This window comes from Methylobacterium symbioticum (assembly GCF_902141845.1).
GTDB classification, from domain to species: Bacteria; Pseudomonadota; Alphaproteobacteria; order Rhizobiales; family Beijerinckiaceae; genus Methylobacterium; species Methylobacterium symbioticum.
In genome coordinates this window covers 24,876-47,491 of the sequence record NZ_CABFPH010000040.1, presented here as the reverse complement: position 1 = coordinate 47,491, position 22,616 = coordinate 24,876, and the positions used below count along the sequence as shown (strand labels likewise).

20 protein-coding genes and 1 tRNA gene are annotated in these 22,616 nt (G+C 67.5%); 12 read left to right on the top strand and 9 right to left on the bottom strand.

Features of this window, described 5'->3' with window-relative positions:
- On the top strand, positions 1 to 138 hold a 138-nt coding region (locus MET9862_RS14950; RefSeq protein WP_280178970.1), incomplete at its 5' end, for a Holliday junction DNA helicase RuvB C-terminal domain-containing protein.
- A 54-nt stretch (positions 139 to 192) separates the two neighbouring features.
- Here the strand turns inward: MET9862_RS14950 and MET9862_RS14945 are convergent.
- Entirely contained in the window at positions 193 to 642 is a 450-nt protein-coding gene (locus MET9862_RS14945) for a GNAT family N-acetyltransferase (protein WP_142583735.1), read from the bottom strand.
- Positions 643 to 704: 62 nt separating this feature from the next.
- Positions 705 to 2,327 carry an ABC transporter substrate-binding protein gene (locus MET9862_RS14940; protein ID WP_142583734.1) on the bottom strand — a complete coding sequence of 541 codons (1,623 nt, stop codon included), beginning with the start codon at positions 2,325 to 2,327 and terminating at the stop codon, positions 705 to 707.
- A 276-nt stretch (positions 2,328 to 2,603) separates the two neighbouring features.
- On the opposite strand from MET9862_RS14940, the gene MET9862_RS30765 reads away from it, so the two are divergent.
- Both MET9862_RS30765 and MET9862_RS14930 read left to right on the top strand, forming a co-directional pair.
- Positions 2,604 to 2,915 (top strand): DUF6894 family protein, encoded by a 312-nt coding sequence (locus MET9862_RS30765; RefSeq protein WP_142583733.1) that lies wholly within the window; start codon positions 2,604 to 2,606, stop codon positions 2,913 to 2,915.
- A gap of 372 nt (positions 2,916 to 3,287) precedes the next feature.
- Positions 3,288 to 5,333, top strand: a complete 2,046-nt coding sequence (locus MET9862_RS14930) for a putative bifunctional diguanylate cyclase/phosphodiesterase (RefSeq protein ID WP_142583732.1) — start codon at positions 3,288 to 3,290, stop codon at positions 5,331 to 5,333.
- Here MET9862_RS14930 and MET9862_RS14925 read toward each other — a convergent pair.
- Positions 5,309 to 6,256, bottom strand: coding sequence for a class I SAM-dependent methyltransferase (locus MET9862_RS14925; RefSeq protein WP_142583731.1), 948 nt, complete (start codon positions 6,254 to 6,256; stop codon positions 5,309 to 5,311). The two genes, MET9862_RS14930 and MET9862_RS14925, sit on opposite strands and share 25 nt — an antisense overlap.
- Before the next feature lie 666 nt (positions 6,257 to 6,922).
- Between MET9862_RS14925 and MET9862_RS14920 the strand changes: the two genes are divergently transcribed.
- From MET9862_RS14920 to MET9862_RS14910, 3 genes are all read left to right on the top strand, one after another.
- A complete protein-coding gene (locus MET9862_RS14920; RefSeq protein WP_142583730.1) occupies positions 6,923 to 8,488 on the top strand; it encodes a 2-isopropylmalate synthase in 1,566 nt (521 codons plus the stop codon).
- Between the two features lie 106 nt (positions 8,489 to 8,594).
- Positions 8,595 to 8,670 (top strand) — tRNA-Lys (locus MET9862_RS14915).
- Between the two features lie 431 nt (positions 8,671 to 9,101).
- Positions 9,102 to 9,281, top strand: a complete 180-nt coding sequence (locus MET9862_RS14910; RefSeq protein ID WP_142583729.1) for a hypothetical protein — start codon at positions 9,102 to 9,104, stop codon at positions 9,279 to 9,281.
- Positions 9,282 to 9,460: 179 nt separating this feature from the next.
- On the opposite strand, the gene MET9862_RS29410 is transcribed toward MET9862_RS14910, so the two are convergent.
- Both MET9862_RS29410 and MET9862_RS14905 read right to left on the bottom strand, forming a co-directional pair.
- Positions 9,461 to 9,610 carry a hypothetical protein gene (locus MET9862_RS29410; protein ID WP_185156877.1) on the bottom strand — a complete coding sequence of 50 codons (150 nt, stop codon included), beginning with the start codon at positions 9,608 to 9,610 and terminating at the stop codon, positions 9,461 to 9,463.
- Between the two features lie 328 nt (positions 9,611 to 9,938).
- The gene (locus tag MET9862_RS14905; protein ID WP_142583728.1) at positions 9,939 to 10,577 is read right to left on the bottom strand and encodes a DNA-3-methyladenine glycosylase family protein; all 639 of its coding nucleotides are present in this window, start codon (positions 10,575 to 10,577) and stop codon (positions 9,939 to 9,941) included.
- A gap of 986 nt (positions 10,578 to 11,563) precedes the next feature.
- Here MET9862_RS14905 and oxc point away from each other — a divergent pair.
- Both oxc and MET9862_RS14890 read left to right on the top strand, forming a co-directional pair.
- Positions 11,564 to 13,369, top strand: coding sequence for an oxalyl-CoA decarboxylase (gene oxc, locus MET9862_RS14895; protein WP_142583726.1), 1,806 nt, complete (start codon positions 11,564 to 11,566; stop codon positions 13,367 to 13,369).
- Between the two features lie 83 nt (positions 13,370 to 13,452).
- Entirely contained in the window at positions 13,453 to 14,181 is a 729-nt protein-coding gene (locus MET9862_RS14890) for an alpha/beta hydrolase (protein ID WP_142583725.1), read from the top strand.
- Positions 14,182 to 14,351: 170 nt separating this feature from the next.
- On the opposite strand, the gene MET9862_RS14885 is transcribed toward MET9862_RS14890, so the two are convergent.
- The gene (locus MET9862_RS14885; protein WP_142583724.1) at positions 14,352 to 15,764 is read right to left on the bottom strand and encodes a TAXI family TRAP transporter solute-binding subunit; all 1,413 of its coding nucleotides are present in this window, start codon (positions 15,762 to 15,764) and stop codon (positions 14,352 to 14,354) included.
- 678 nt (positions 15,765 to 16,442) lie between these two features.
- Here MET9862_RS14885 and MET9862_RS14880 point away from each other — a divergent pair.
- On the top strand, positions 16,443 to 17,822 hold the full coding sequence (locus MET9862_RS14880) for an HD-GYP domain-containing protein (RefSeq protein WP_142583723.1): 1,380 nt from the start codon (positions 16,443 to 16,445) through the stop codon (positions 17,820 to 17,822).
- 27 nt (positions 17,823 to 17,849) lie between these two features.
- Here MET9862_RS14880 and MET9862_RS29405 read toward each other — a convergent pair whose 3' ends face one another.
- The 3 genes from MET9862_RS29405 to MET9862_RS14870 form a co-directional block, all read right to left on the bottom strand.
- Complete coding sequence (locus MET9862_RS29405; RefSeq protein ID WP_185156876.1) at positions 17,850 to 17,999, bottom strand: hypothetical protein; 150 nt, start codon at positions 17,997 to 17,999, stop codon at positions 17,850 to 17,852.
- 539 nt (positions 18,000 to 18,538) lie between these two features.
- On the bottom strand, positions 18,539 to 19,789 hold the full coding sequence (gene frc, locus MET9862_RS14875; protein WP_142583722.1) for a formyl-CoA transferase: 1,251 nt from the start codon (positions 19,787 to 19,789) through the stop codon (positions 18,539 to 18,541).
- Positions 19,790 to 19,974: 185 nt separating this feature from the next.
- Entirely contained in the window at positions 19,975 to 20,427 is a 453-nt protein-coding gene (locus tag MET9862_RS14870) for a PAS domain-containing protein (RefSeq protein WP_142583721.1), read from the bottom strand.
- 429 nt (positions 20,428 to 20,856) lie between these two features.
- On the opposite strand from MET9862_RS14870, the gene MET9862_RS14865 reads away from it, so the two are divergent.
- From MET9862_RS14865 to MET9862_RS14855, 3 genes are read left to right on the top strand one after another with little or no spacing between them, the layout of a single operon-like run.
- A complete protein-coding gene (locus MET9862_RS14865; RefSeq protein ID WP_142583720.1) occupies positions 20,857 to 21,339 on the top strand; it encodes an OsmC family protein in 483 nt (160 codons plus the stop codon).
- Complete coding sequence (locus tag MET9862_RS14860; RefSeq protein ID WP_142583719.1) at positions 21,336 to 21,728, top strand: YybH family protein; 393 nt, start codon at positions 21,336 to 21,338, stop codon at positions 21,726 to 21,728. Before MET9862_RS14865 ends, MET9862_RS14860 begins: the two co-directional genes overlap by 4 nt.
- Before the next feature lie 57 nt (positions 21,729 to 21,785).
- Positions 21,786 to 22,544: a GntR family transcriptional regulator gene (locus MET9862_RS14855; protein WP_142583718.1), complete on the top strand. Its 759-nt coding sequence runs from the start codon at positions 21,786 to 21,788 to the stop codon at positions 22,542 to 22,544.
- The last annotated feature ends 72 nt before the right edge of the window (positions 22,545 to 22,616 follow it).

The window sequence follows — 22,616 nt, the reverse complement described above, 5'->3', positions numbered from 1 at the left end:
CCCTACCTGATCCAGCAGGGCTTCGTGCAGCGCACCCCGCGCGGACGCGTCCTCACACCACACGCCTTCCGCCATATGGGCCTCACTCCACCCAGGCGGCCGGACATGCCGGCGGCCTACGAGGCCGAGGACGCGTGAACCATCCACAGTGTCCACGGGCCGTCACCCACAGGCGCGATCCATCGGCTGCCCTCAGCTCCGCTTGCGCAGCGGACGCTCGTAGATCGCCGCGCCGGGGGTGAAGCCGGTCGCCGCGCAGAAGGCGCGCAGCTCCGCCTGATCGGGCGCGATCTCCATGTGCAGCGTGCCACATCCCGCGATCCGGGCCGCCTGAGAGGCCGCCTTGAGGAGCAGACGGCCGATGCCGCGGCGGCGCTCGTCCGGGCTGACGAGGAGCCCATCGATCCGCGCCACCGCGAGATCCGCATCGAGGGTGTGGTGCCGGTGGAAGGTGACGAGACCGCTCGGCGGCCCCCAGGCGACCGCGATCAACGCGCTGCCGCCGGCCTGCCGCAGCGCCTCCAGGCGCTCGGCCAGCCGGTGCGGCTCGATGGGCCGGCCGGCCGCCGCCAGGAATTCCGCGAGGCCGGCTGCATCGGCACCGGTCGCGGCGCGGATCTCAAGACCGTAACGCTGTCCCACATCCGGCCCCGGCGCCCTGCCCCCCGTCGAGGTGCGGCTGGCACCGGTGCCGGTCAAGCCCCTCAGGCGAGGGTCGTCAGGTCCTGGAACCAGTGCTGGGCTTGGGTATAGCCCTTCACCCGCGGCGAGAGAGCGTGCGGATTGGTATCATGGACCACCCAGACCTGCACCGCGTCGTCCACCACGATCTCATGCATGCGGGCGAGGAGCTTGTCCTGCTCGGCCGTGTCGAGGCTGTTGCGGATCTTGTCGCAGAGCGCGTCGACCTCAGCGTTGCGGTAGTGGCTCCAGTTCACGCCGTTCGGCGCGATCTGCCGGGAATCGTAGAAGCGCAGCATCGCGTAAAACGGGTCGGAGGTGACGTAGGCGATGTTGCCTCCAGTCACGTCCTTCAGGCTCGGATCGGTCGCGCCTTGGCGCCAAGCGGTGTAGGCCACCTCCAGTTCCACAGTGCGGAACTCGACCTGGATGCCGACCTCGGCCCAGCTCTGCTGGATGAACTCGTTGATCGGGAGAGAGAGCATCTGCCCGGTGCCCCCGGTCGGGATGAGGAACTTGGTCTTGAGCGGGTTCTGGACGGAGTAGCCCGCCTCCTTCACGAGCTTGCGGGCCTCATCCATGTCGGTCCGGATCTGGAAGCCCGGCTTGCCGAACCACGGGCTTGAGGGCTGGACCTGCCCGACCGCGGGGGCGGCGAGGCCGCCCATGAGTTGCACCACGCCCTCGCGATCGACGGCGAGGTTCGCGGCCTTGCGCAGGCGCAGGTCCCGCCAGGGCGAGCCCTCGACCATCGAGAGGTGATAGTTCCAGACATGCGGCGTGTCATTGCCGACGACGCGCATGCCGGCGGCCTTGAGACGCGGCACCGCGTCGGGCGCGGGTAGCTCGATCAGGTCGAGATTGCCGGAGAGCAGCGCGTTTACTCGGGCAAGATCCTCCGGCACGCAGGCGAGCGTCAGCTTGGCAAGTTTCGGCGCGCGCTTCGGATTCCAGTAGCTCTCGTTCGGCACGAACTCGGCGCGGACTCGCGGGGTCAGACCAGCCAGCTTGTAGGGGCCGGTGCCCGACGGGGCGAAGGCGAATTTCGACCAGTCGCGCCCGACCTTCTCGAACTGTGCCGGCGACGAGATCAGGAACCATAGCATCTGGTAGGGGAACAGGCTGTCGACGCTCTTCGTCGTCACCTGCACCGTCATCGCGTCGAGCTTCTTGTAGGCGGCGACACCCGGCAGGCGCGGACGCACCTGCGCCGCTTGGCGCTGATCGAAATGCCCCGCCTCCTTATTGAGCACCTTGTCGAAGTTCCAGATCACCGCGTCAGCGTCAAAAGCCGAGCCGTCGTGGAAGGTGACGCCCTCGCGGAGTTTGAAGATCCAGTTCTTGCGATCGGCCGGGTCGCTCTCCCAACTCGTCGCCAAGCCCGGCACCATCTTTCCCGGCCGGTCGGCCAAGTCGAGCTCCCAGGCGACCAACGGATCGTAGAGCGTGAGTCCCGTGAACTGATAGCCGCCCGCGCCTCGGTCCGGCTGCCCGGTGGTCAGCGGCAGATCAGTCATCGAGATGCCGTAGGTCAGGCTGCCGTTCGGCCGGCCCGTCTGCGCGAGCAGGCTGCCGGTCGGGCCGAGAGCAGCGACGGCGGCGCTTCCGGCGAGCAGCGTGCGGCGGGTCAACGGGATGCGATCCATTGAAACTCTCTCAACAGGCGAAGGGCGTGCGGCGCGAAAGGAAGAAGACGACCTCACGGATGCGTGAGGCTTGGCAGATGGCATGCAATGTACAGGCCAGTGCCGGCCGGGCTTGCGGGCATTGGGCGCGGGCTTTGCTCGCGGCTTCGATGTGGAGGACTACCCGCGCGGCCATGCCGCGCTGCCGCGTGACAGCACGGCTGGCGGCGCGCACACTGGCTCCGACGCGACCGGGCAGAGATTCCGGCACGACCGGGGGCGGCAACGGAGGGCGCGATGCCGCGGTACTTCTTCGACGTTCAATCCGGGTCCGGGCTTGTCTGCCTCGACTATGAAGGGCTCGACTGCGCCGACGATCAGGCTGCCCTCGATGCGGCCCGGCACGGTGCCGGGTTCACCTCGCACGGCGATTGCGCGCGTAACCCGCAACTCACACGCTACCGGTTCTCGGTCGCTGATGCTGAGCATCGCCCACTCTTTGAGGTCCCGTTCACGGAATTGGAGCCTGACCGGCCAATGGCCCGCAAGCGTCCACGCAACCCGGCCCGCGCGTCCCGCAGCGGACGAAACCGAGCGGCCCTCCACTAGGGCGCTCTTTGCCGGAGCGGACACCGGCTCCGCGCATGAGCGCAGTTAAAGCAGAGATTTTAGAGCCTGACCGACAGCCCACTCGATCAGGTTCTCACGCGCATCAGAGCTATGCTTGACCTCGTGGCGAACGAAAGGATGGCACGAGCCGGATCTCCGTACGACGATCGGCCGATCCTGCTTGAACAGGTTCTGAGCGGGGCAGCCACTCTTGCCCTCTTACGCCGTATACAACCGTGAACTGCGGCGCTCGATCGCATCCAGCACTGATCGGAAGGGGCGGAACCGACGCTTTCCCACAAGGGGAGACCGTGACCTTCATAGTTTCGTAAGGCAGGCGACGGCCATGTGGTTCGGTACGTGGACCGAACCATGCAACCGGAAATTGCCGATCTGATAGACGGCGAACTGGCGAAGGGCTGGCACGAGCGGCGGTCGCAGGATCTCTGCCGACTTCTGCGCGCGCGTCGCGATTCCGCGCAGGAAAGGCAGGATTACCGCGCCGCTGTCTGGGTCGCGGGACTACTCTACCTGATCTTCACGGCCACCGACGCACTGTTGATCCCCGACGTCCTGGCCTATACGAGCATCGCCCGCCTCGGCATCTGGGTGGTCTTCGTCTTCGGCCTCGACGCGCAACTTCGCAGGGGCCAGCCCCTGTCGCGGATTGACAAGCAATGCGCCGTCGGGGTGATCGCCGCTTACGCGGCGTGGCTGTGCCTAACGAGCTTCAGCGTCCATCATCTGAGCGCATCGTATTACATCATCTACGGGATCATCTTCATGATGGTCTCGAACTTGTTTTTCAACTTCGGCTTCAGCCTTGCCGCAGCGACGTCGGGAGTTATCCTGGCGGGTTTCTTCCTGGCCTTGGCAACGCTGTTCCCGGTCGGCGCCACCTACACGGTCGTGGTCGGCACGCTCTACGTCGCCACCTACTTGCTGACCCTGTTCGTCAACTGGAAACTCAACCGCGAGCGATACCGGGTCTTCCTCAATGCGGTGCGTGCGGAGATCCAGCAGCGGAAGGTCGCCGAGCGCGGCGCCGACCTGCTGCGGCTCTCCACTACCGACGCCATGACCGGCCTGCCGAACCGTCGGGCGATAGACGAGGAATTGCGCATCACCTGGGAGGCCTGGCAGGCGGGAGGCGCGTCCTTCGGCGTGATCCTCATCGATATCGACTACTTCAAGCGCTACAACGACTTCTACGGCCACCAAGCGGGCGATGCCTGCCTTACGGCGGTCGCCCGCGCCATGGAGGCGGCAAGCGGCCGGCACGGTGGCTCGATTGGCCGGTTCGGCGGCGAGGAGTTCATCGTGCTCGTCTGCTCGGAGAGCCGGGACGCGACTATCGCCATCGCCGAGGGAATACGCCGCGCGGTCGCCGATCTCGACCTCGAACACGCACAGCGGCCCGACCGGCTCCGCACGGTGACGGCGAGCGTCGGCGCGGTGTTCAGCGCGGACTTGCCCGGCGCCAAGGCGGAGCGGCTGGTAACCGAGGCCGATCGCGCCCTGTACCGGGCCAAGGCGAGCGACCGGAACTGCGTGCGCGCATTCGACCGCCACGATCCCGAGCGGCTCGACCTGCGCGAGAGCGTGGCCGACATCGTGCGCACGGCGCTGGCGCAGGATCGGGTCTCCCTCGTCTACCAGCCGATCCTCGACGCCCGCACCGGCCGGGTCGATGCCGTCGAGACCCTGATGCGCCTCACGGCGCCGGGCGGCGCGCCGATCTCCCCGGCTACCTTCATCCCGGTTGCCGAACGGACCGGCGCCATTGTCGAGCTCGGCCGCTGGGCGATCCGTACCGCCTGCCGCGAGGTGCTGGTGCCCGGGCTCGCCCCACGCATCAGCGTGAACGTCTCGACGGTACAATTCCGCAATCCGGGCTTTGTGCTCGGTATCGCCGAGGTTCTGGGCAGCCTCGGCCTGCAGCCGGCACGCCTCGCCGTAGAGGTGACCGAGGGTCTGGAGATTGAGAGCCGACCCGAAGTGCTGCAAGGGATCGCCGAGCTGAGGCAGCTTGGCGTGCAGGTCTGGCTCGACGATTTCGGCACCGGCTTCTCCGGCCTCTCATGCCTCCAGACCGTCCCCTTCGACGTGGTAAAGGTCGACCGGTCCTTCCTGCACGCTGCGGCGACAGAGCGGGGCGCCGGGATGCTGCGCGACATGATCGGACTCGTGCGGAATGCCGGCCACAGGCCCTTAGTGGAAGGGGTCGAGAATGTCGGCCATCTTGATCGGCTGGCCGGGCTTCCCGTCGATCTAATCCAGGGCTTCCATATCGGTCGGCCGATGCCGATCGAGTTGCTGCGGACCCACCTCCGGCACAACGTTCAGCAGGATCTCGGGCCGGAGGCCGAACGGCATCCCGACACGGCCGCCCGTCAGGCCCGCTCCAGTTCTAGATAGCCCACGCAGCCAGCCTTGTCGGGAAAATAGCGGGTGGATCGGATGTCGTTCTCCGAGATCTCACCCGCGAAGCCGCGGATCTCGGCTTCCGTTCGGTAGATCAGCCACCAATCCATAAAGGCTTCCATGTAGCCCTGCTCGCCGAGCCCCGGCAGGAAATTCGCCACCACGAGGCGCCCCCTGGGCTTGAGCAGAGCAAAGAGCCGGCGGGTGAGCCGCGCGGCGATGCGGTCGTCGAGATAGTCGTAGAGTCCGGCTGCGTAGATCAGATCGAAGCGGCCGAGATCCTCCCGCGCCGCGATGAAGTCGCGCACGCTGCGCGCGCGGCAAGCAATGGCGGGCGACAGCGTCCTGGCTTGGTCCGCGACGACCCGGAGGCTATCTGCATCCTGATCGGTGGCGAGGAAGCGGGCGACGCGTCCCGCCCTGAGGGCCGCGCTGATCTCGGCCTCGCGCAGGTGGCCGCAGGCGACCGCCAGCATCTCGGCGCCCGGTCGCTCGGCGGCGACGCGGTCGATGGCAAGGGCGAGGATCTCACGACGCTCGCGCACGGAGCGGCAGGGCGCAGAATCCTGCGTGACGGCGTAGACCGCGCGGCCGGCCTCACCTGCCTCCGCGACCGCATCCGCCGCGTCGGGATGGCGATAGATCAGGTCGAGCAGGCCAGCATCGCCCGGATAGCCCCGCGGCCGCTGGAAAGCGTGGTCGGTGAGTGGGCAGGACCAGAGTAACGCGGCGAGCGGATGCGCACGGACCGCATCGAGCGCCAGATCGGGCCAAGCCCCCTCCCCTGCCGTCTCGCGGATCACGCGCAGGGCATCGATCACGGCCGCGGTGCGGCCCTCCGTGTCACGGATGGCACCAGCGCGGTCGAGAACCGCGACAACTTCGGTCTGCAGACGGACTTCGTCAGGGCCGAGCACGCGCGGTGGGGCGATGTCCGGCAAGACCTGCGGATGTAGCAACGCAGGCGTGGCACGCAGCGGAGCCGCTGTTGCAGCGATACCGGCATGTATTCTTCGCCGCGCGTTGCGCGCACGAAGCTGTGGCGTCGGCAAGGGACGCATGCAAATTTTCCCAAGACAAGCCCCGGACACGCGCAGCGTGCCACTGACGGGCCTTTGTTCTCAACGTTTGTTAGGTTACCGAAAGCATAACGCGTTCGTTACACATGTTTGTTCCGGCTCGGTGGTTTTCCACGGTTGACGCATGTTGTGCACAGCCCCGGCCGGCATGGCCGCACCAACCGTTCCCCTCGCCTGTGCGCGCCTACGGCTGGAGGGTTCGCTTGTGTTTTGCAGGCCGGGGGGATAGGTAGCCCCGCTGATGACATGCGGGCCGGCAACCGGTCCGCGCCCCGCCCGGAGTGACGAGCCTTGGCCAGAGCCGGCTCAGCGTCTGTGACCAAGAGCGCCGCCTTCGCGGCCGCACGGTCGCGCGCGCTCCTTCTCGGCCTTCCGCTTACCCGCCCCTGAGGGCCGTCCGGGCGCGCGCCTGGGCTCTCAGGGGGTCGCGAATCGTCATCATCGTCATTTCCAGAGTCGCCACGGCCGCAGGCTGCGCCGGGCCTCTCGCGACAGGGTTATCTTATGAGCACAACTTCTCCCGCCTCGGCTCGCGATCGCGTGCTGATCTTCGACACCACTCTGCGCGACGGCGAGCAATGCCCCGGCGCGACCATGACGCTCGACGAGAAGCTGGCGGTGGCCGAACTCCTCGACACGATGGGCGTCGACATCATCGAAGCCGGCTTCCCGATTGCCTCGATCGGCGATTTCGAGGCGGTTTCCGAGATCGCGCGGCGCTCCAAGCGCGCGGTGATCGCGGGTCTAGCCCGCGCCATCCCTGCCGACATCGCGCGGGCGGGTGAGGCCGTGCGCCATGCGCAGCGGGGCCGCATCCACACCTTCGTCTCGACCTCGCCGATCCACCTCGCCTACCAGATGCGCAAGAGCGAGGACGAAGTTGTCGAGATCATCCTCAGGACGGTGGCCCAGGCCCGCGACCTTGTCGAGGACGTGGAATGGTCGGCTATGGACGCGACCCGCACCGGAATCGACTACCTGTGCCGCTGCGTCGAGGCGGCGATCAAGGCCGGCGCCACCACGATCAACCTGCCCGACACGGTGGGCTATGCGACGCCCACCGAGTACCGCGCCATGTTCGAGGCCGTGCGCGAGCGCGTGCCGAATTCCGACAAAGCGATCTTCTCCGTCCACTGTCACAACGACCTGGGCTTGGCGATCGCCAACTCGCTGGCGGGCATCGAGGGCGGAGCGCGGCAGGTGGAGTGCACCGTCAACGGCATCGGCGAGCGGGCCGGGAACGCGGCGCTGGAGGAGATCGTGATGGCGATCCGCACCCGCGCCGACGCTCTCCCCTACGAGACCGGCATCGAGAGCACAATGCTGACCCGCGCCTCGAAGCTCGTGAGCCACGCCACGAACTTCCCCGTGCAATTCAACAAGGCGATCGTCGGCCGCAATGCCTTCGCGCACGAGAGCGGCATCCATCAGGATGGCATGCTGAAGCATGCCGAGACCTACGAGATCATGACCCCGGCCTCCGTGGGATTGACCAAGACCTCCCTGGTCATGGGCAAGCATTCGGGTCGCGCGGCCTTCCGCTCGAAGCTTGGCGAGCTCGGCCTGCACCTTTCTGACAACCAATTCCAGGATGTATTCGAGCGCTTCAAGGCACTCGCCGACCGGAAGAAGCATGTCTACGATGAGGATATCGAGGCTCTGGTCGATGAGAACCTTGCCACGGCCCACGACCGCATCCGCCTAGTCTCGCTCTCCGTGATCGCCGGGACGCACGGGCCGCAGCGCGCGACGCTGAAGCTCGCCATGGACGGCCGCACGCTGACCGAGGAGGCCGACGGCAACGGGCCGGTCGACGCAGTGTTCAACGCGATCCACGCACTCGTGCCCCATGAGGCGGTGCTGGAACTCTATCAGGTCCACGCGGTGACCGAGGGCACGGATGCGCAGGCCGAGGTCTCGGTGCGGTTGAAGGATGGCGAGCGCGGTGTCACGGCGCGCGGCGCCGATCCGGACACGCTGGTGGCCTCCGCAAAGGCCTATCTTTCGGCGCTGAACAAGCTCGCGGCGTCGGCTCGCCGCCTGCATGCACAGGATCCCGCCACCGCTTGAGAAAACCTGCGATCTGGGGGTGGACAGCCCCCGGATCGCTTGCTATCAGGCCTCACCTCGACGGCGGAACTTGGTGGCCGCCACGAGAGATCGCCGAAAGGCGGTCGGGCGCATAGCTCAGTTGGTAGAGCAGCTGACTCTTAATCAGCGGGTCCTAGGTTCGAACCCTAGTGCGCCCACCAAGATCTTCCCAGGACATCTCGGGCACATAACATCCATCATAGATAGATCTGAATATCGTTCCGAGAACGACAATCACACCTCTGTCCACGCGAGACGCGCGTACGCATTCTTAGTAGCCGCAGCTTCCGCGTGCATGCCCATGCCCAATGGGCCGCGGACCGCACCGCTACGGCTCTAAGTCCGAATCTGCCGTCGGTTCGAAGCCGAGTACTGATGGCGTACGGAGCCGAGTGAGATCTGATTGCTTGGCTTAAGCCCACCCGCGCCATGGGTCCTGGCGAAGGCACGCCGCCAAGCTTTCCGCTGGCCCGAAACTCGAGTTGATCCCGTGGGACACATGGCGCGGATCAACCGAAGGTGACGTCGATTCCCTAGAACTTCGCGGAGCTGAGGTTTGTTGACTCGGTAGTTCAATTACGAGGAGACGCTCATGTCGGACAACGGCCAACTCATCATTGCTCTAGCCCTGATGACCCTCGTCATCGCCGTGGCCGTAGCCCTCGTGATGCGGATCCGGGTCGCGCAGCAGAAAGGCGACCCAAGGCGATCCAGTTTCATCCACGATCATGGGGAGGCTCCGCGCCAGAATATGCCGGGCACGGAGCACTGAGCCGTCACAACGCTTGCAAGGATTTGTTTGAGGCGGAAGGCGGATCGCTTGCGAAGCCGACCTTCCGCTCATTGGCTGATGCGGCGATCGTCCGAACCGCTATCCGCGTTGGATCGAGTTTGCAGCCCTGCCATCATAGGCTCGGGCGCGGAACAGCCAGCCACCTCACGAGGGCGAAGTCAGCCCGGCTGTCGCTCGAAGCGCTTGGCGACCTGCGCCATGCCCTCGGCCACGGCAGACAAGGCGGCGTCGCTGCCGGTGGAGACGGCCGCATGCATGCCGAGCACCGGCACGAAGACCAGAGCCATCATGAAGGCGATAACGATCACGCTGTGATCACGGCGGGCACCGCGCGCGGCACGCCGAGAGGCTCCGTTGAGAACAAACATGGCTCACCTCGTTTGCGACCAGCCGCCAAGGCCGGTCGCGGGGCGAGCCGATCCGACGATCAGGCGCGGCCCGCTCGCGCGGCCATAGGCGGCATGGTCGATCGACTACTGTCGTCGGGCATAGGGTTCGTGGTTCCAGTGAGACCGCAGGGTTCGGCGCGCGGACGCAGCACCCTGACGGACGACTAGCGCATGATGCGGCACGCATCGTTCGTCAAGTGTTAATGTCTCGTAGGCGATCCGGTTTCCGACCTTTCCCGCACATCCTTCAGGCCGCCACCAGAGAGGTCGCCGCAGCGTCGCGGCTGCGCCACAGGTAGCGGGCAAGCAACGACCGATAGGGAACGAAGGCTGCCGCCACGGGCATGGTATCGGTGCAGCCGGCGAGGCGACGCAGCGTACCGACTGCGGCAACATCGCCGACAGGCCAGATGTCGGGATCGAGGAAATGGAAGATTCCGATCATGTCGGCGGTCCACGGCCCGACCCCACGGATTCGACAGAGACGACGCGCGCGCTCCGAATGCGGGAGGGCAGCCAGATCGGGGCCGAGCAGGCCCGCGACGTCGGCCGCATGGATCGCCTGCAGCGCCCGCACCTTGTTGCCAGAGACACCACAGGCGCGCAGCAGCGCGGCGGCCTCTTGGCGTTCAGCATCGGCGAACAGATTCCGGACGGGCTCGCCGCGACGCGCGGCAGCGGCCTCGATCCGCCCCCAAATCGAAAGGGCAGCGCGGATCGAGAGTTGCTGGTTCACCACCTCCACGAACAGTCGGTCGGCGACACTCGCATGACTCGGCGGTGGCACGACAATCGGCCCGATATCCCGGAAGACCGCGTGTAGGTCGGAGGAGACTGTTGCGGCCGTCCGGCACAGGCCCTCATAGATGTCCGGGTCGAGGTGCATGCACCAACCTCCGCGGCGGGCCCGAACAGGCTTGGCCGCTTAGTGTGGAATGGCTGCGTCCGGCGAAGACTCCGCGAATGCGCGGCGCCGCTTATCCGCGCGTCGGGGGTGACCTGAGCACAGCCTCAACCTCCTCGCGGGACTTGCCACGCACTGCGTAGCCAAGGGCCTCTAGTTGCTCGATCAACGGCCCACTCTCCGCGGCCGAACAGGCAGCCCAGGCAGCAAGCAGAGCGTTGGTGCGCTCCAGCCGCTCAGCTGACGTTTTGTCGGCATGGTCCGCCGCGGTCTGCTGGTGGTCCGTCGCCATGCCTGACCCTCCGTCCATGTGGCCGGGGTGCCGCGCCCGGCCAAGCATGTCTTTGATCGCATTTCCCCCAACGCCCGGATGGCGCGAAAGTGGCCATCCACCGCGCCCGAACTGCAATGCCCTCGGATCCCGGCAGCAAAGTGCCTGCCCCCGTAGCGCGAGAGAAACGAGTGACAACCCGGCTGCAATTTCGTGCCGGATTGATTGACACCCCTCAGCGAATCTGCGCAAGGTTGCATCTGGTATACCGTCGACCAAGAAGTCGAGCAGGACATAGGATAGCAGACTTCGGCTCCGCGCACAGTTGAGCACGGAGTGCCGCTGACTTCCGCCCGAAGCTCGACAGTGCGGGCCGAAAGGATCCGTACACCGGGAGGAATGGGATGCTGGATTACAAGCGAGCGACGGGCGCTGGAAGGCGGCCAAAGCCCAGACTTGCAGCATCCCGCCTTCTCGCAACTGCGGCCGAGCATTTCATTCGGCGAGCGATGTCAGCCCTCGGGAGTGCGACGGCATTCATTATGCCTGCTCAGGCACGGATGGAGCTCGCCCGCACTCTCTGACGGACCCAACGCTCTCGCGATGCCCGCGAGGCACCGCCGCCAGCATTCGAGGCACCGCCCGGTACGGGCGGCCGAACGACAAGATCGAGAGACAAGACCTGGAAGGACGCGCCATGGACCGCACCGCCAACGACCGCACCACCGCCGATCTCGCAGCGAGCACCGTCGAGACGATCACGGAGGAGCTGCGCCAGTCGCATGCCGAGGGACCGGTCGCGGCCGAGCCCGAGCTCACCGACGGCTTCAACCTCGTCATCGACGCGCTGAAGCTCAATGGCATCGAGACGATCTACGGCGTGCCGGGCATCCCGATCACCGATCTCGGCCGCCTCGCCCAGGCTCGCGGCATGCGCGTCGTGTCCTTTCGCCACGAGCAGAACGCCGGTAACGCTGCGGCGATCGCGGGCTTCCTCACCAAAAAGCCCGGCATCTGCCTCACGGTCTCGGCCCCCGGCTTCCTCAACGGCCTGACCGCTTTGGCCAACGCGACCACGAACTGCTTCCCGATGATCCTGATCTCGGGCTCGTCCGAGCGCGAGATCGTCGACCTGCAGCAGGGCGATTACGAGGAAATGGACCAGCTCGCCATCGCCAAGCCGCTCTGCAAGGCCGCCTTCCGCGTTCTGCACGCCTGTGACATCGGCATCGGCGTGGCCCGCGCCATCCGCGCTGCGGTCTCGGGCCGTCCGGGCGGCGTCTATCTCGACCTGCCAGCCAAGCTGTTCTCGCAGGTGATGGAGGCCGAGGCCGGCGAAAAATCGCTCGTGAAGGTCATCGATCCGGCCCCGGCCCAACGCCCGGGCGAAGAGGCGATCCAGCGCGCGCTCGACGTGCTGAAGGGCGCGCAGCGTCCGCTGATCGTGCTGGGGAAGGGCGCCGCCTATGCCCAGGCGGATGAGGGGGTGCGGGCGCTGGTCGAGCGGAGCGGGATTCCCTACGTGCCGATGAGCATGGCCAAGGGCTTGCTGCCCGACACCCATCCGCTGTCGGCCGGCGCCGCCCGGTCGACGGCACTCAAGGATTCGGATGTCGTGCTGCTCGTCGGGGCGCGGCTGAACTGGCTCCTGTCGCACGGCAAGGGCAAGACCTGGGGCGCGCCCGGCTCGAAGAAGTTCATCCAGATCGACATCGAGCCGAAGGAGATGGATTCGAACGTCGAGATCGTCGCCCCCGTCGTCGGCGATATCGGCTCCTGCGTGCAGGCCCTCCTCGACGGGATGGGCAAGGACTGGCAGAAGCCCCCGGCCGCCTGGCTCGACACGCTCAAGGCCAAGAAGGAGGCCAACGTCGCCAAGATGGAGCAGAAGCTCCGCCGCAACGTGGCGCCGATGGACTTCCACGGCGCGCTCGGCGCCCTGAAGACGGTCATCAAGGAGCGGCCCGACGCCATCCTCGTCAACGAGGGCGCCAACACCCTCGACCTCGCCCGCGGCGTCATCGACATGTACCAGCCGCGCAAGCGCCTGGACGTCGGCACCTGGGGCGTGATGGGCATCGGCATGGGCTTCGCCATCGCCGCCGCCATCGAGACCGGCAAGCCGGTGCTCGCGGTCGAGGGCGACTCGGCCTTCGGCTTCTCCGGCATGGAGGTCGAGACGATCTGCCGGTACGAGCTGCCGGTCTGCATCGTGGTCTTCAACAACAACGGCATCTACCGCGGCACCGACACCGACCCGACCGGGCGCGACCCAGGCACCACGGTCTTCGTGAAGGACTCGCGCTACGACCGGATGATGGAGGCCTTCGGCGGCGTCGGCGTGAACGCCACCACGCCGGACGAGCTCAAGCGCGCCGTCGACGAAGCGATGGATTCGGGCCGTCCGACCCTAATCAACGCCGTGATCGACCCCGAGGCCGGCAGCGAGAGCGGCAATATCGGCAGCCTCAACCCGCAGAGCCAGCTCAAGAAGAAGGCCTGATGCGCCTGACATCCTGATGCGATCTCGAGCGCCGCGGCCGTCACCGGCCGCGGCGCTTCGCGTTTCGGCCCGGAGGTTTCCCGATGCTCGATGGTCTTCAGCTCGATCCCGCCCTGGCGGGCCGCCTGAGCTTCCGCCCCCGCCTGCCCGACCGGGCGCCGCTGCCGCCGGGCCGGCAGCCCCTCGGCCTGTTCGCCGAGCGCGACGCCGTGCTCGTGGTGCCGGAGGGGATCGACGCGAGCCGGCCCACGCCCCTGGTCGTGCTCTTCCACGGCGGCGGCGGCAGCGCCGAGCGCATCCTGCCGATGCTCGAGGCCCACGCGCAGGCCCGCGGCTTCCTGCTCCTCGCGCCGCAATCGCTGTTCCCGACCTGGGACCTCGTGATCGCGGGCAACGGCCCGGACCGGGAGCGCCTCGACCAGGCGCTGGCCCGCGTCTCCGCGCATGTCCTGATCGACCCGCGCCGCCTCGCCTTCGCGGGCCATTCGGATGGCGGCAGCTACGCCCTGTCGATGGGCCTGACCAACGGCGACCTCGCGAGCCACGTGATCATCTCGTCGGCGGGCTTCCTCACGGTGCAGATGCAGGCGGGCGCCCCGCGCCTGTTCCTGTCGCACGGTCGCCAGGACGAACAGATCCCGATCGACCGCAGCGCCCGGGTCCACGCGCGCAAGCTGCGGGAGGCCGGCTACGACCTGACCTATGTCGAGTATGACGGGCCCCATGCCTGGAACCCGGACGTGGTTTCCCGCGCCGTCTCGTTCTTCCTGGACGAGGCCGCGCCGGGCTCCGTCGAGGCCGCAGCCGAGTGAGCCTGTTTGCGCGAGACAGATCGCGTCATCCGGCGGACGCGCAGCCCGCCCCGCGCCGATCTCCTCCGAGGCTCAAAGCCCGCTCGGCTTGAGCGTATCGGACTCCGCCTCCGGCGTTCTGCGGGCCCTCGGAAGGTCCGGGTGCCGGCAGAGCGGTCGATGCCGCTCGTTCACGTGTCCGGCCCATGCAGGCGAAGGGGTCTGAGGGTCCGAAGCGGACCCTGGTCTTTCGCGGGGACTGCAAGGGACCGGCAATCGGCGATCGTTGCCTTCGCCGTATCGATGGCAATTGACGCGGCGGCCATCGTCCGCTCGTCCGGGTCACGCGCTCGCGCGTAGCGCACGACCTCCGTAGCAAGCCGGTCGACCTCGACGTTGAGCGCCTCGATGGCGGCCGGATCGGTCAGCGCGCGTGCCTGGTCGGTGACCTCCAGCAATCGATCGATGATTTCGTCGATCCGCTCGCGGCGCAGGCTGGACAAGCGCTGTCGCAGCCAGGCGAGCGCCGAGAACAGGCCGCCGGCCAGGGCACCGAGGAGATAGAGGGTGTCGCCGTAGCGATCGACGAAACCGTGCTGCTCGCGCTCATAGTAGTCGATGGCACCGGGATGGATCGGGACGCGCGCGCTCGTCGCCGCGGCGGTCGTGTCGTAGGCCGGCGCCTGGACGTACTCGGCGGCATCCGTCTTCTCGGCGGCCGCAGTGCGCTTCTCGAACAGCTGTTGCGTGACATCGGCTGCCACGACCCGGCTGAGGGAGGCACGCGCCATCAGCCGATAGGAGGCCCCCACGGTCTTCACGTCGTCGGCGGGCAGCTTGGGATCGCCGGCGAACAGGCCGCCCGGGATGGTCACGGCCTGGAGCCGCGGGAAGCGCTCGATGATGGCGCCATCGTCCTCGACCGCCACGAACTCGACCTTACCGGTGCGGGAGGCCGAGCGCACGGCGCCGACCAGCCCCAGCGCTTTCGGCGCCGAAGGCGCGATGATGCTGACGAAGGCATCGATCCGCTTGTCCTTGAAGGCCGCTGCGACGGCATCCTGATCGACCCGGACGAGATGCACGGACCCCTCGCGCACCGGGCCGCCTGCCGGCTCGGTGTCCAGCGCCAAGCCATGGTAGCCGAGGATGTTCTTCAGGAGCGAGACGTCCGCATCCCGGTGTGCGGCGATGCCGAGCCGCCTGCCGGCGAGCTTGGGGAAGCTCTTGATGCCGGCCTGGGCCGGTGAGGCAATGACCATCGCCTGATCGCGCAGGATGGCGAGCGTCAGCCCGTTCGTCGGCAGAAGAACATCCGGCCGGACCACCGCAAGGTCGGCGCGCCCGTCCTGGAGGGCGGCGGCGCTCTCGCGCACGTCGTCGAACGACAGGATCTTCAAGCGGACCGTCTCGTGCCCCGCATCGAGAGCATCGGCATAGGCCTTGATCAGCTCCGGCTCGGTGCCGTCGCGCGGAGCGACGGCGATCGTGAGCACGGTCGCTTGCAGCAGGTACCAGGCGATGCCGCCACTGGCACAGATCGCGAGGATGGCTGCCAGCAGCAGCGTCTCGCGGCGCATCAGCCAAGCTGGAACGGCAGGCATAGGCCTCGCGCCTCACGGAGGGAACGGGGGGTGCGCGGTCAATGCTCGAGACTGCAGGAAGTGCCGCAGCCACGCGTCTTTAGAGCCGTTCCCGATCGCGTTGCGACCGGGAACGGCTCTCAACCTTTGTTGTGACGCGCTCTCTGGCGCCGAACCGGCATCCACTTCGGCTTAAGAGCGCTCTAAGAGCCTGTTTGAGGTCGAGCGGTGTTGATCACGCGTATCCCCTCCTCGCATCTCAGGATGAGGTGGATGGGCGGGATGAGCCAAGTCTCTGCATGACGATCCGTCGATCCCGCTCAAACAGGCTCTCAGGGCGAATGATCGGATGAGGTCTTCTGATCCGTGGTCTGATTGATTCATGGACAACGGAAATGTGCCCCCTCGTCCCGACGGTGAAGCACAAGGCTGAATCTCGGCACCCTGGCGGCCAGGGGGTGGCTCTGGACGGCGTTGCGGACCCAGGGACGCTCCGCCGTCACGCTCGTGATGAGGCCTTCCGACGGCCGGGTTGGGTGGATGCGCGACGATCCGGCTCTTGGATCACGTGTCCGGAGATCGGACACGCGCAGGGCGGCTCACCGGTCTTTCGGCGCTCGTTTCGACCAGCCAGCAACGGTTTCGTCAACTTCCGTTGATACTTGTCTCGGCTACAAGACAATGGATTGAGCTGGAACGATGCGGATCGTGGCAGGTGGTGAGGCTGAAACCGAGACGGTGCAGCTGTCAGAGATCCTCGGCGCCTTGAGCCACGCCCTCGATCTCACGGAGGGTCAGCCCGCTGGCCATTGCGTCCGTGCAACTTGGATCGGCACCCATATCGGCCAACAGCTGGGCCTGCCGGAAGCCCAGCTTTGGGAACTCTATCATACGGTCATGCTGAAGGATCTGGGCTGCTCCAGCAACGCCGCCCGCATCTGTGAACTTTATTTATCGGACGATCTCAGCTTCAAGCGTGACTTCAAGACTGTCAGCGACAGCCTTCCCAAAGTGCTTGGGTTCGTCTTCTCGCACACGGGCCTCAAGGCAGGCTTGGCCGAACGGTTCCGGGCCGTGCTCAACATCCTGCAGAACGGTGGGACGATCGTCGACGACCTCATCCAAACCCGCTGCCAACGCGGAGCCGAGATCGCGCGGCAGCTTCGTTTCCCCGCAAGCGTCTGCCAGGCGATCCACGCGCTGGATGAACACTGGAACGGCAGCGGACGGCCCGACCGTCTGACCGGCCCTGCGATCCCCCTCTATGCGCGTGTGGCCCTGCTCGCCCAAGTGGTGGATGTGTTCCATACCGCAGCCGGCCCCGCAGCCGCCCTGGCTGAGGTTCGGGCGCGCTCCGGCACATGGTTCGATCCGCACATCGTCGCTTGCTTCGAGGCGGTCGCAGCCAATCCTGCCTTCTGGGAGACGCTCGCGTCCGCGGAGGTCGAGGCGGCCGTGTTCGCGCTGGCGCCGGCCAGCCCGATCATCGTGGATGAGGATTACCTCGACGACATCGCCCGAGCCTTCGCTCAGATCATCGACGCCAAGAGCCCCTTCACCTCCGGCCACTCGGAGCGGGTCGCGGTCTACGCCGACATGATCGCCGCCGAGCTCGGCTATTCACCGGAGCGCCGCCGCTGGCTGAAGCGGGCGGCGCTCCTGCACGATGTCGGCAAGCTCGGGGTATCGAACACGATCCTCGACAAGAACGGCAAGCTCGACGATGCGGAATGGCGCGACATGCGCAACCACGCCTCGCTGTCCGAGACCATCCTGACCCGCGTGGCGGCCTTCCGCGAGATGGCCCGCATCGGCGGCGATCATCATGAGCGCCTCGACGGCAAGGGGTACCCGCGGGGGCTGGAAGGCGATGCGATTGCGCGGGAAACCCGTATCGTGTCGGTGGCCGACGTTTTCGATGCGCTGACCGCCGACCGGCCCTACCGAGCGGCGATGCCGCTCGACAAGGCTCTCGGCATCATGCGCGCCGACCTCGGCACGGCCTTTGATCCGACCTGTTTCGCGGCCCTGGAGCGGGCCTTGGCAACCATCGAGGGTGATCTCGCTCGGGCCGCCTGAGCGGCTCCGGCTCAGCCGCGTACCGGATCAGGGCCGCACGCCTGACGGGCTGCGGACGGTGCTGCGACCGGGCAGGCGATCCTGCACGGTCAGGCGGGTGATCGCACGCACAGCGCCGCCGCAGGCCCGCGACTGCATGAAGCGAAGGAACAGCGAGGTGGTGACGCGGCTCAGCATGAGCACAAACTCCGGTCCTGCAAGGTGCTGACATCGGTCGGACGCGGATCGCCGCTCCCGCCATCATCCTCTCAGCACCTGCAGAATGATCGGTCCCGCAGTCTACGAATGGAAGAATGTTGGTTGCATTTGATACAACCGTGATTTCACTTTTAAATTGAAATTGTGGGCCTTGGGTGGCGGCGGGCCGTCGGTTGCCGCTCTTGCCCGCCACCTCCGCCGGCAACACGTTCCTCAGGACCAGCCTCGCAGGTCGTCGTCTCCGACCCGATCTCGGGCCTCGTGCCCAGTGCGCTCCGACCCCGAGATGAAGACCTGAGCCAAAACTCGCAGGAACCCTCCTTCGAGGTCGCCCCGTTCTGCGACAGCACCTCGGGATGAGAACGCGGGCAGGAATGACCGATCCGGATCGGTCGAACAGGCTCGGAGCGACCGGGCCGCCCGGGATGCCGGGACGGCCCGCCCAAAAGGAAGGCGGCGCGCCCCGCGAGGGACGCGCCGCCGTTTCGTCTTGACGCTGGCGCCTGAGCCTGTGCGGATCAGACCGCGCGGGCCGCGTGCAGTTCCTTGATCTGGTCGGCCGTGTAGCCGAGATCCTGCAGCACCTGGTCCGTGTGCTCGCCGAGCAGCGGCGAGGCCTTCACCTCGACCTCCATGTCGGAGAACTTGATCGGGCTGCCGACCGTCAGGTACGAGCCGAGCTTCGGGTGGGGCACCTCGACGATCGTGCCGCTGGCGCGCAGCGACGGATCGTCGGCGATCTCCTTCATCGACAGGACCGGCGCGCAGGGGATGTCGAACTTGCGCAGGATGTCGACGGCCTCGAACTTGGTCTTGTCGGCCAGCCAATCCTCGATGAAGGCGAAGATCTCGAAGATCTTGTCCTGGCGGGCGCGGGCGGTGTTGTAGGCCGGATCGTCGATCCACTCGGGCTTGCCGAGCGCCTTGCAGATCGGGGCCCAGGCATGGCCCTGGATCGTGAAGTAGATGTAGGCGTTCGGGTCCGACTGCCAGCCCTTGCACTTCAGCACCCAGCCCGGCTGGCCGCCGCCGCCCGCGTTGCCGCCGCGCGGCACCACGTCCGAGAAGGTCCCGTGCGGGTACTGGGGGTACTCCTCGAGGTAGCCCAGCGCGTCGAGGCGCTGCTGATCGCGCAGCTTCACGCGGCAGAGGTTGATCACCGAATCCTGCATCGACACGGCGACCTTCTGGCCCTTGCCGGTCTTGGACTTCTGGTGCAGCGCCGTGAGGATGCCGATGGCGAGGTGCATGCCGGTGTTCGAATCGCCGAGCGCGGCGGCCGACACGGTGGGCGGGCCGTCCCAGAAGCCCGTGGTGGAGGCGGCGCCGCCGGCGCACTGGGCGACGTTCTCGTAGACCTTCAGGTCCTCGTAGTGGTGGCCGTCCGAGAAGCCCTTCACCGAGGCGAGGATCATGCCGGAGTTGAGCTCCTGGATGCGGGCCCAGGAGAAGCCCATGCGATCGAGCGCGCCGGGGCCGAAATTCTCGACCATCACGTCGGATTCGCGGATCAGCTTCTCCAGCACTTCCTTGCCGGCCGGCGTCTTGGTGTCCAGCGTGAGCGAGCGCTTGTTGGAGTTCAGCATCGTGAAGTAGAGCGCGTCGGCATCGTCCACGTGGCGGAGCTGGGTGCGGGTGACGTCACCGGCGCCGGGACGCTCGACCTTGATCACGTCGGCGCCGAACCAGGCCAGCAGCTGCGTGCAGGCGGGACCGGCCTGGACGTGGGTGAAGTCGATGATCTTGATCCCCTCGAGCGGCTTGCTCATCTTGCGTGTTCTCCCTAATCGGCAGCGTATGCGACTGACGTGTCGTCGAGCTTGGGTTTTCCGATCCGGCCTTACCGGCCTGTTGAGCGGGCCTGACCGAGGCCGGGCCCGCAGCGTCTTCGCGTCCTCGGCGACCGGTTGCGTGGCCGGCTCCCGCGAATCCGTCTCGTGTGCCGCGTCGGCGCTCAGGCCGGCGCGGCGACCTCGGCTTCGAGTTCCGCCAGCCGGCGACGCAGCCGGCGGTCCTCGTCCCAGCGGGCGGTGTCGTCGCGGATCACCGCCACGATCCCGCTGATCGCGCCGGCCCCGTCGCGGACGAGGCCGACCGTGAAGGCGATGGAGAGGGGCCGCCCCTCCTTGTGAAGCGCGGGAACCCGCAGCACCTCGGCGCCGTAGCGGGTGACGCCCGTGCGCATGGTCTCGGCATAGCCCTGCCAGTGCCGGCGGCGGTGCCGCTCCGGCGTGATCAGGTCGAGGGTCTGGCCCAGCGCCTCGGCCTCGGAGAAGCCGAAGATGCGCTCGGCGGCCGGGCTCCAGACCGTGATCGTGCCGTCCGGATCGGACACCACGACGGCGTCACCGGAGGCGGCGACGATCGCGGCGAAATCGATGTCTCGGCTCAACGCGTCCACGCTCATGGCGGTCGCTCCTTCACTCGACACAGGCGATCCGCCGGCCTGCACCGCAGGTCCTTCGGACACCCCCGGGGCGCCCGACGGGGCCGCCCCGATCATCCTCGTCGTAAGGTCAGCGCGGGCGCTCTCGCCCGGCTTCGGGAACGGCTCTCGTCACAGCATGCGACGCCTCCCCTCGCGCGACCGGCTCGAACCGGTCTCTCTCACGGTCCGCGGCGGAATCGCCTGACCTTTCATAATGGTATGTGGTATGCCAAATGCGATGGACAGGTCAAGTCCCGGGTCGGGGGCCGAGTTACAGAACACGCCGTCTGATCGACTCGCAGGCCCAAGGCGGCGCCGTGCCGGATCGGCCGCGGATCGGATCGCCGCCTGCGGACTTGTCTGACGGCGCTCCCGATGCGGAGCGAAGCCGATGGGGACGCGGGCAGCATGAGCCAGGACGCGATCGTCACGCTGCGGCATATCGCCGATTACCGCTTCGAGGTGGATTTCGGCGGCGCCCTCCCCGCTCTCGCGGTGGACGAGGCCGAGCCGATCGGCACCGGCGCCGGGCCCTTCCCCGAGCAGTTGCTGACGGCCGCGGTCGCGAACTGCCTCTGCGCCAGCCTCGTCTTCGCCCTGGCGAAGTATCGACAACGGGCGATAGGCATCGCCGCGCAGGCCCGCGCCCAGGTCGAGCGCAACGCGGCGGGTCGCCTGCGGATGACGGGCATCACCGTCGAGATCGCCTTGGGCGCCGAGGCCGCGAGCCTCGACCGGATCGACCGGGTGCTCGCGCAGTTCCAGAACTTCTGCACCGTGTCCGAGAGCGTGAAGGCCGGCATCCCGGTCGCCGTCACCGTCTCGGACAGCGCCGGACGGCTCCTCAGCGAGAGCCACGCCGTCGCGAGCCCAACGGAGGACGCGCCATGACGGACCCCATCATAACGGATGCGAACGAGACCGCGCGCGAGCCGGGCGACCTCGCCCGCCTGTTCAACGCGCGCGCCAATGCCGGCGACGCGGACGGGCTGGTCGCCCTCTACGAGCCCGGAGCCGTGGTCGCGGCGGGCCGGGTTGTCGCCACCGGGCACGCGGAGATCCGCCGCTTCTACACGGACCTGCTGGCGCGCAAGTCGGACTTTCCCCTCCCCGACACGCCGGAGCCGATCGTCAACGGAGACGTGGCGCTGACCTCGGCGCGCCTGCCCAACGGCGTCATCTCGGTCGAGCTCGCCCGGCGGCAGCCGGACGGAAGCTGGCTCTGGGCGATCGACCAGCTCAAGATCCGCGCGCTCGTGGACGACAACGCCCAGCGTTGACTTTTGGAATTCCGTATACCAGTTTGCCTCGCACACCCGGCGGGAGGTGGACGAGCGATGGCGGAGGACGACGAGATCTCCCTGGCGCCCCTCTCTGCGGGCGCCTCGCTCAGCACCCTCGCCTACCGCGCCATCAAGGATGCCCTGGCGGGGCTCGACATCTATGCCAGCCCCGAGACGGTGCGCCTCGATGCCCGCCGCCTCTCGCGCGACCTCGGCGTCAGCCGCACCCCGGTGCGCGAGGCGCTGATGGTGCTGGAGCAGGAAGGCTTCGTCCGCTGCGAGGCCCGGCGCGGCGTCTACGTGGTGCGGCGCACGCGGGACGAGATCGTCGACATCGTCCATGCCTGGACCGCTCTGGAAGGCATGGCGGCGCGCCCCGCCTGTAGCCGGGCGACCGACGCCCAGCTCGCCGGGCTGCGCAGCGCCTTCCCGGACTTCTACGGCGAGGCGCCGCCGCCGGGCGCGACGGCCTATGCGGACGCCAATATCCGCTTCCACCAGACGATCATCGCCCTCGGGGACTGCCCGGTGATCTCGGGCCTCGCCGAGAACCTGCTCATGCACGTGCGCGGTATCCGGAACCTGGCCCTGCGCCAGGACGGGCGCGCCGAGCGCTCCACGCGCGAGCACGCCGCGATCATCGACGCCCTCTGCGCCCGCGATGGCGCGCGCGCGGAGCAGCTGGTCCTCACGCACGGGCTCAGCCTCGCGACGCTGATCGAGCAGTCCGACGAGGAGCCCGCCTGGAGCTTCGAGCCGGAGGATGCGGGACACGATCTCGGCATCCCGCACCCGACCGGCGCGGCGGGATAGGCCTGCGGCGCCCCGGGGCATCGTGCGGCGTGCCGGTTGCGTCTACACTCCGGGACAGGTGATGGCCCCGGG

Bases quoted from the DNA above. Each gene is read 5' to 3' on its own strand.
- MET9862_RS14910 (WP_142583729.1), top strand. From the start codon at position 9,102: ATGTCGGACAACGGCCAACTCATCATTGCTCTAGCCCTGATGACCCTC.
- oxc (WP_142583726.1), top strand. From the start codon at position 11,564: ATGGACCGCACCGCCAACGACCGCACCACCGCCGATCTCGCAGCGAGC.
- MET9862_RS14930 (WP_142583732.1), top strand. From the start codon at position 3,288: ATGCAACCGGAAATTGCCGATCTGATAGACGGCGAACTGGCGAAGGGC.
- MET9862_RS14860 (WP_142583719.1), top strand. From the start codon at position 21,336: ATGACGGACCCCATCATAACGGATGCGAACGAGACCGCGCGCGAGCCG.
- MET9862_RS14920 (WP_142583730.1), top strand. From the start codon at position 6,923: ATGAGCACAACTTCTCCCGCCTCGGCTCGCGATCGCGTGCTGATCTTC.
- MET9862_RS14880 (WP_142583723.1), top strand. From the start codon at position 16,443: ATGCGGATCGTGGCAGGTGGTGAGGCTGAAACCGAGACGGTGCAGCTG.
- MET9862_RS14890 (WP_142583725.1), top strand. From the start codon at position 13,453: ATGCTCGATGGTCTTCAGCTCGATCCCGCCCTGGCGGGCCGCCTGAGC.
- MET9862_RS14940 (WP_142583734.1), bottom strand. From the start codon at position 2,327: ATGGATCGCATCCCGTTGACCCGCCGCACGCTGCTCGCCGGAAGCGCC.
- MET9862_RS14865 (WP_142583720.1), top strand. From the start codon at position 20,857: ATGAGCCAGGACGCGATCGTCACGCTGCGGCATATCGCCGATTACCGC.
- MET9862_RS14870 (WP_142583721.1), bottom strand. From the start codon at position 20,427: ATGAGCGTGGACGCGTTGAGCCGAGACATCGATTTCGCCGCGATCGTC.
- MET9862_RS14885 (WP_142583724.1), bottom strand. From the start codon at position 15,764: ATGCCTGCCGTTCCAGCTTGGCTGATGCGCCGCGAGACGCTGCTGCTG.
- MET9862_RS30765 (WP_142583733.1), top strand. From the start codon at position 2,604: ATGCCGCGGTACTTCTTCGACGTTCAATCCGGGTCCGGGCTTGTCTGC.
- MET9862_RS29405 (WP_185156876.1), bottom strand. From the start codon at position 17,999: ATGCTGAGCCGCGTCACCACCTCGCTGTTCCTTCGCTTCATGCAGTCG.
- MET9862_RS14905 (WP_142583728.1), bottom strand. From the start codon at position 10,577: ATGCACCTCGACCCGGACATCTATGAGGGCCTGTGCCGGACGGCCGCA.
- frc (WP_142583722.1), bottom strand. From the start codon at position 19,789: ATGAGCAAGCCGCTCGAGGGGATCAAGATCATCGACTTCACCCACGTC.
- MET9862_RS14855 (WP_142583718.1), top strand. From the start codon at position 21,786: ATGGCGGAGGACGACGAGATCTCCCTGGCGCCCCTCTCTGCGGGCGCC.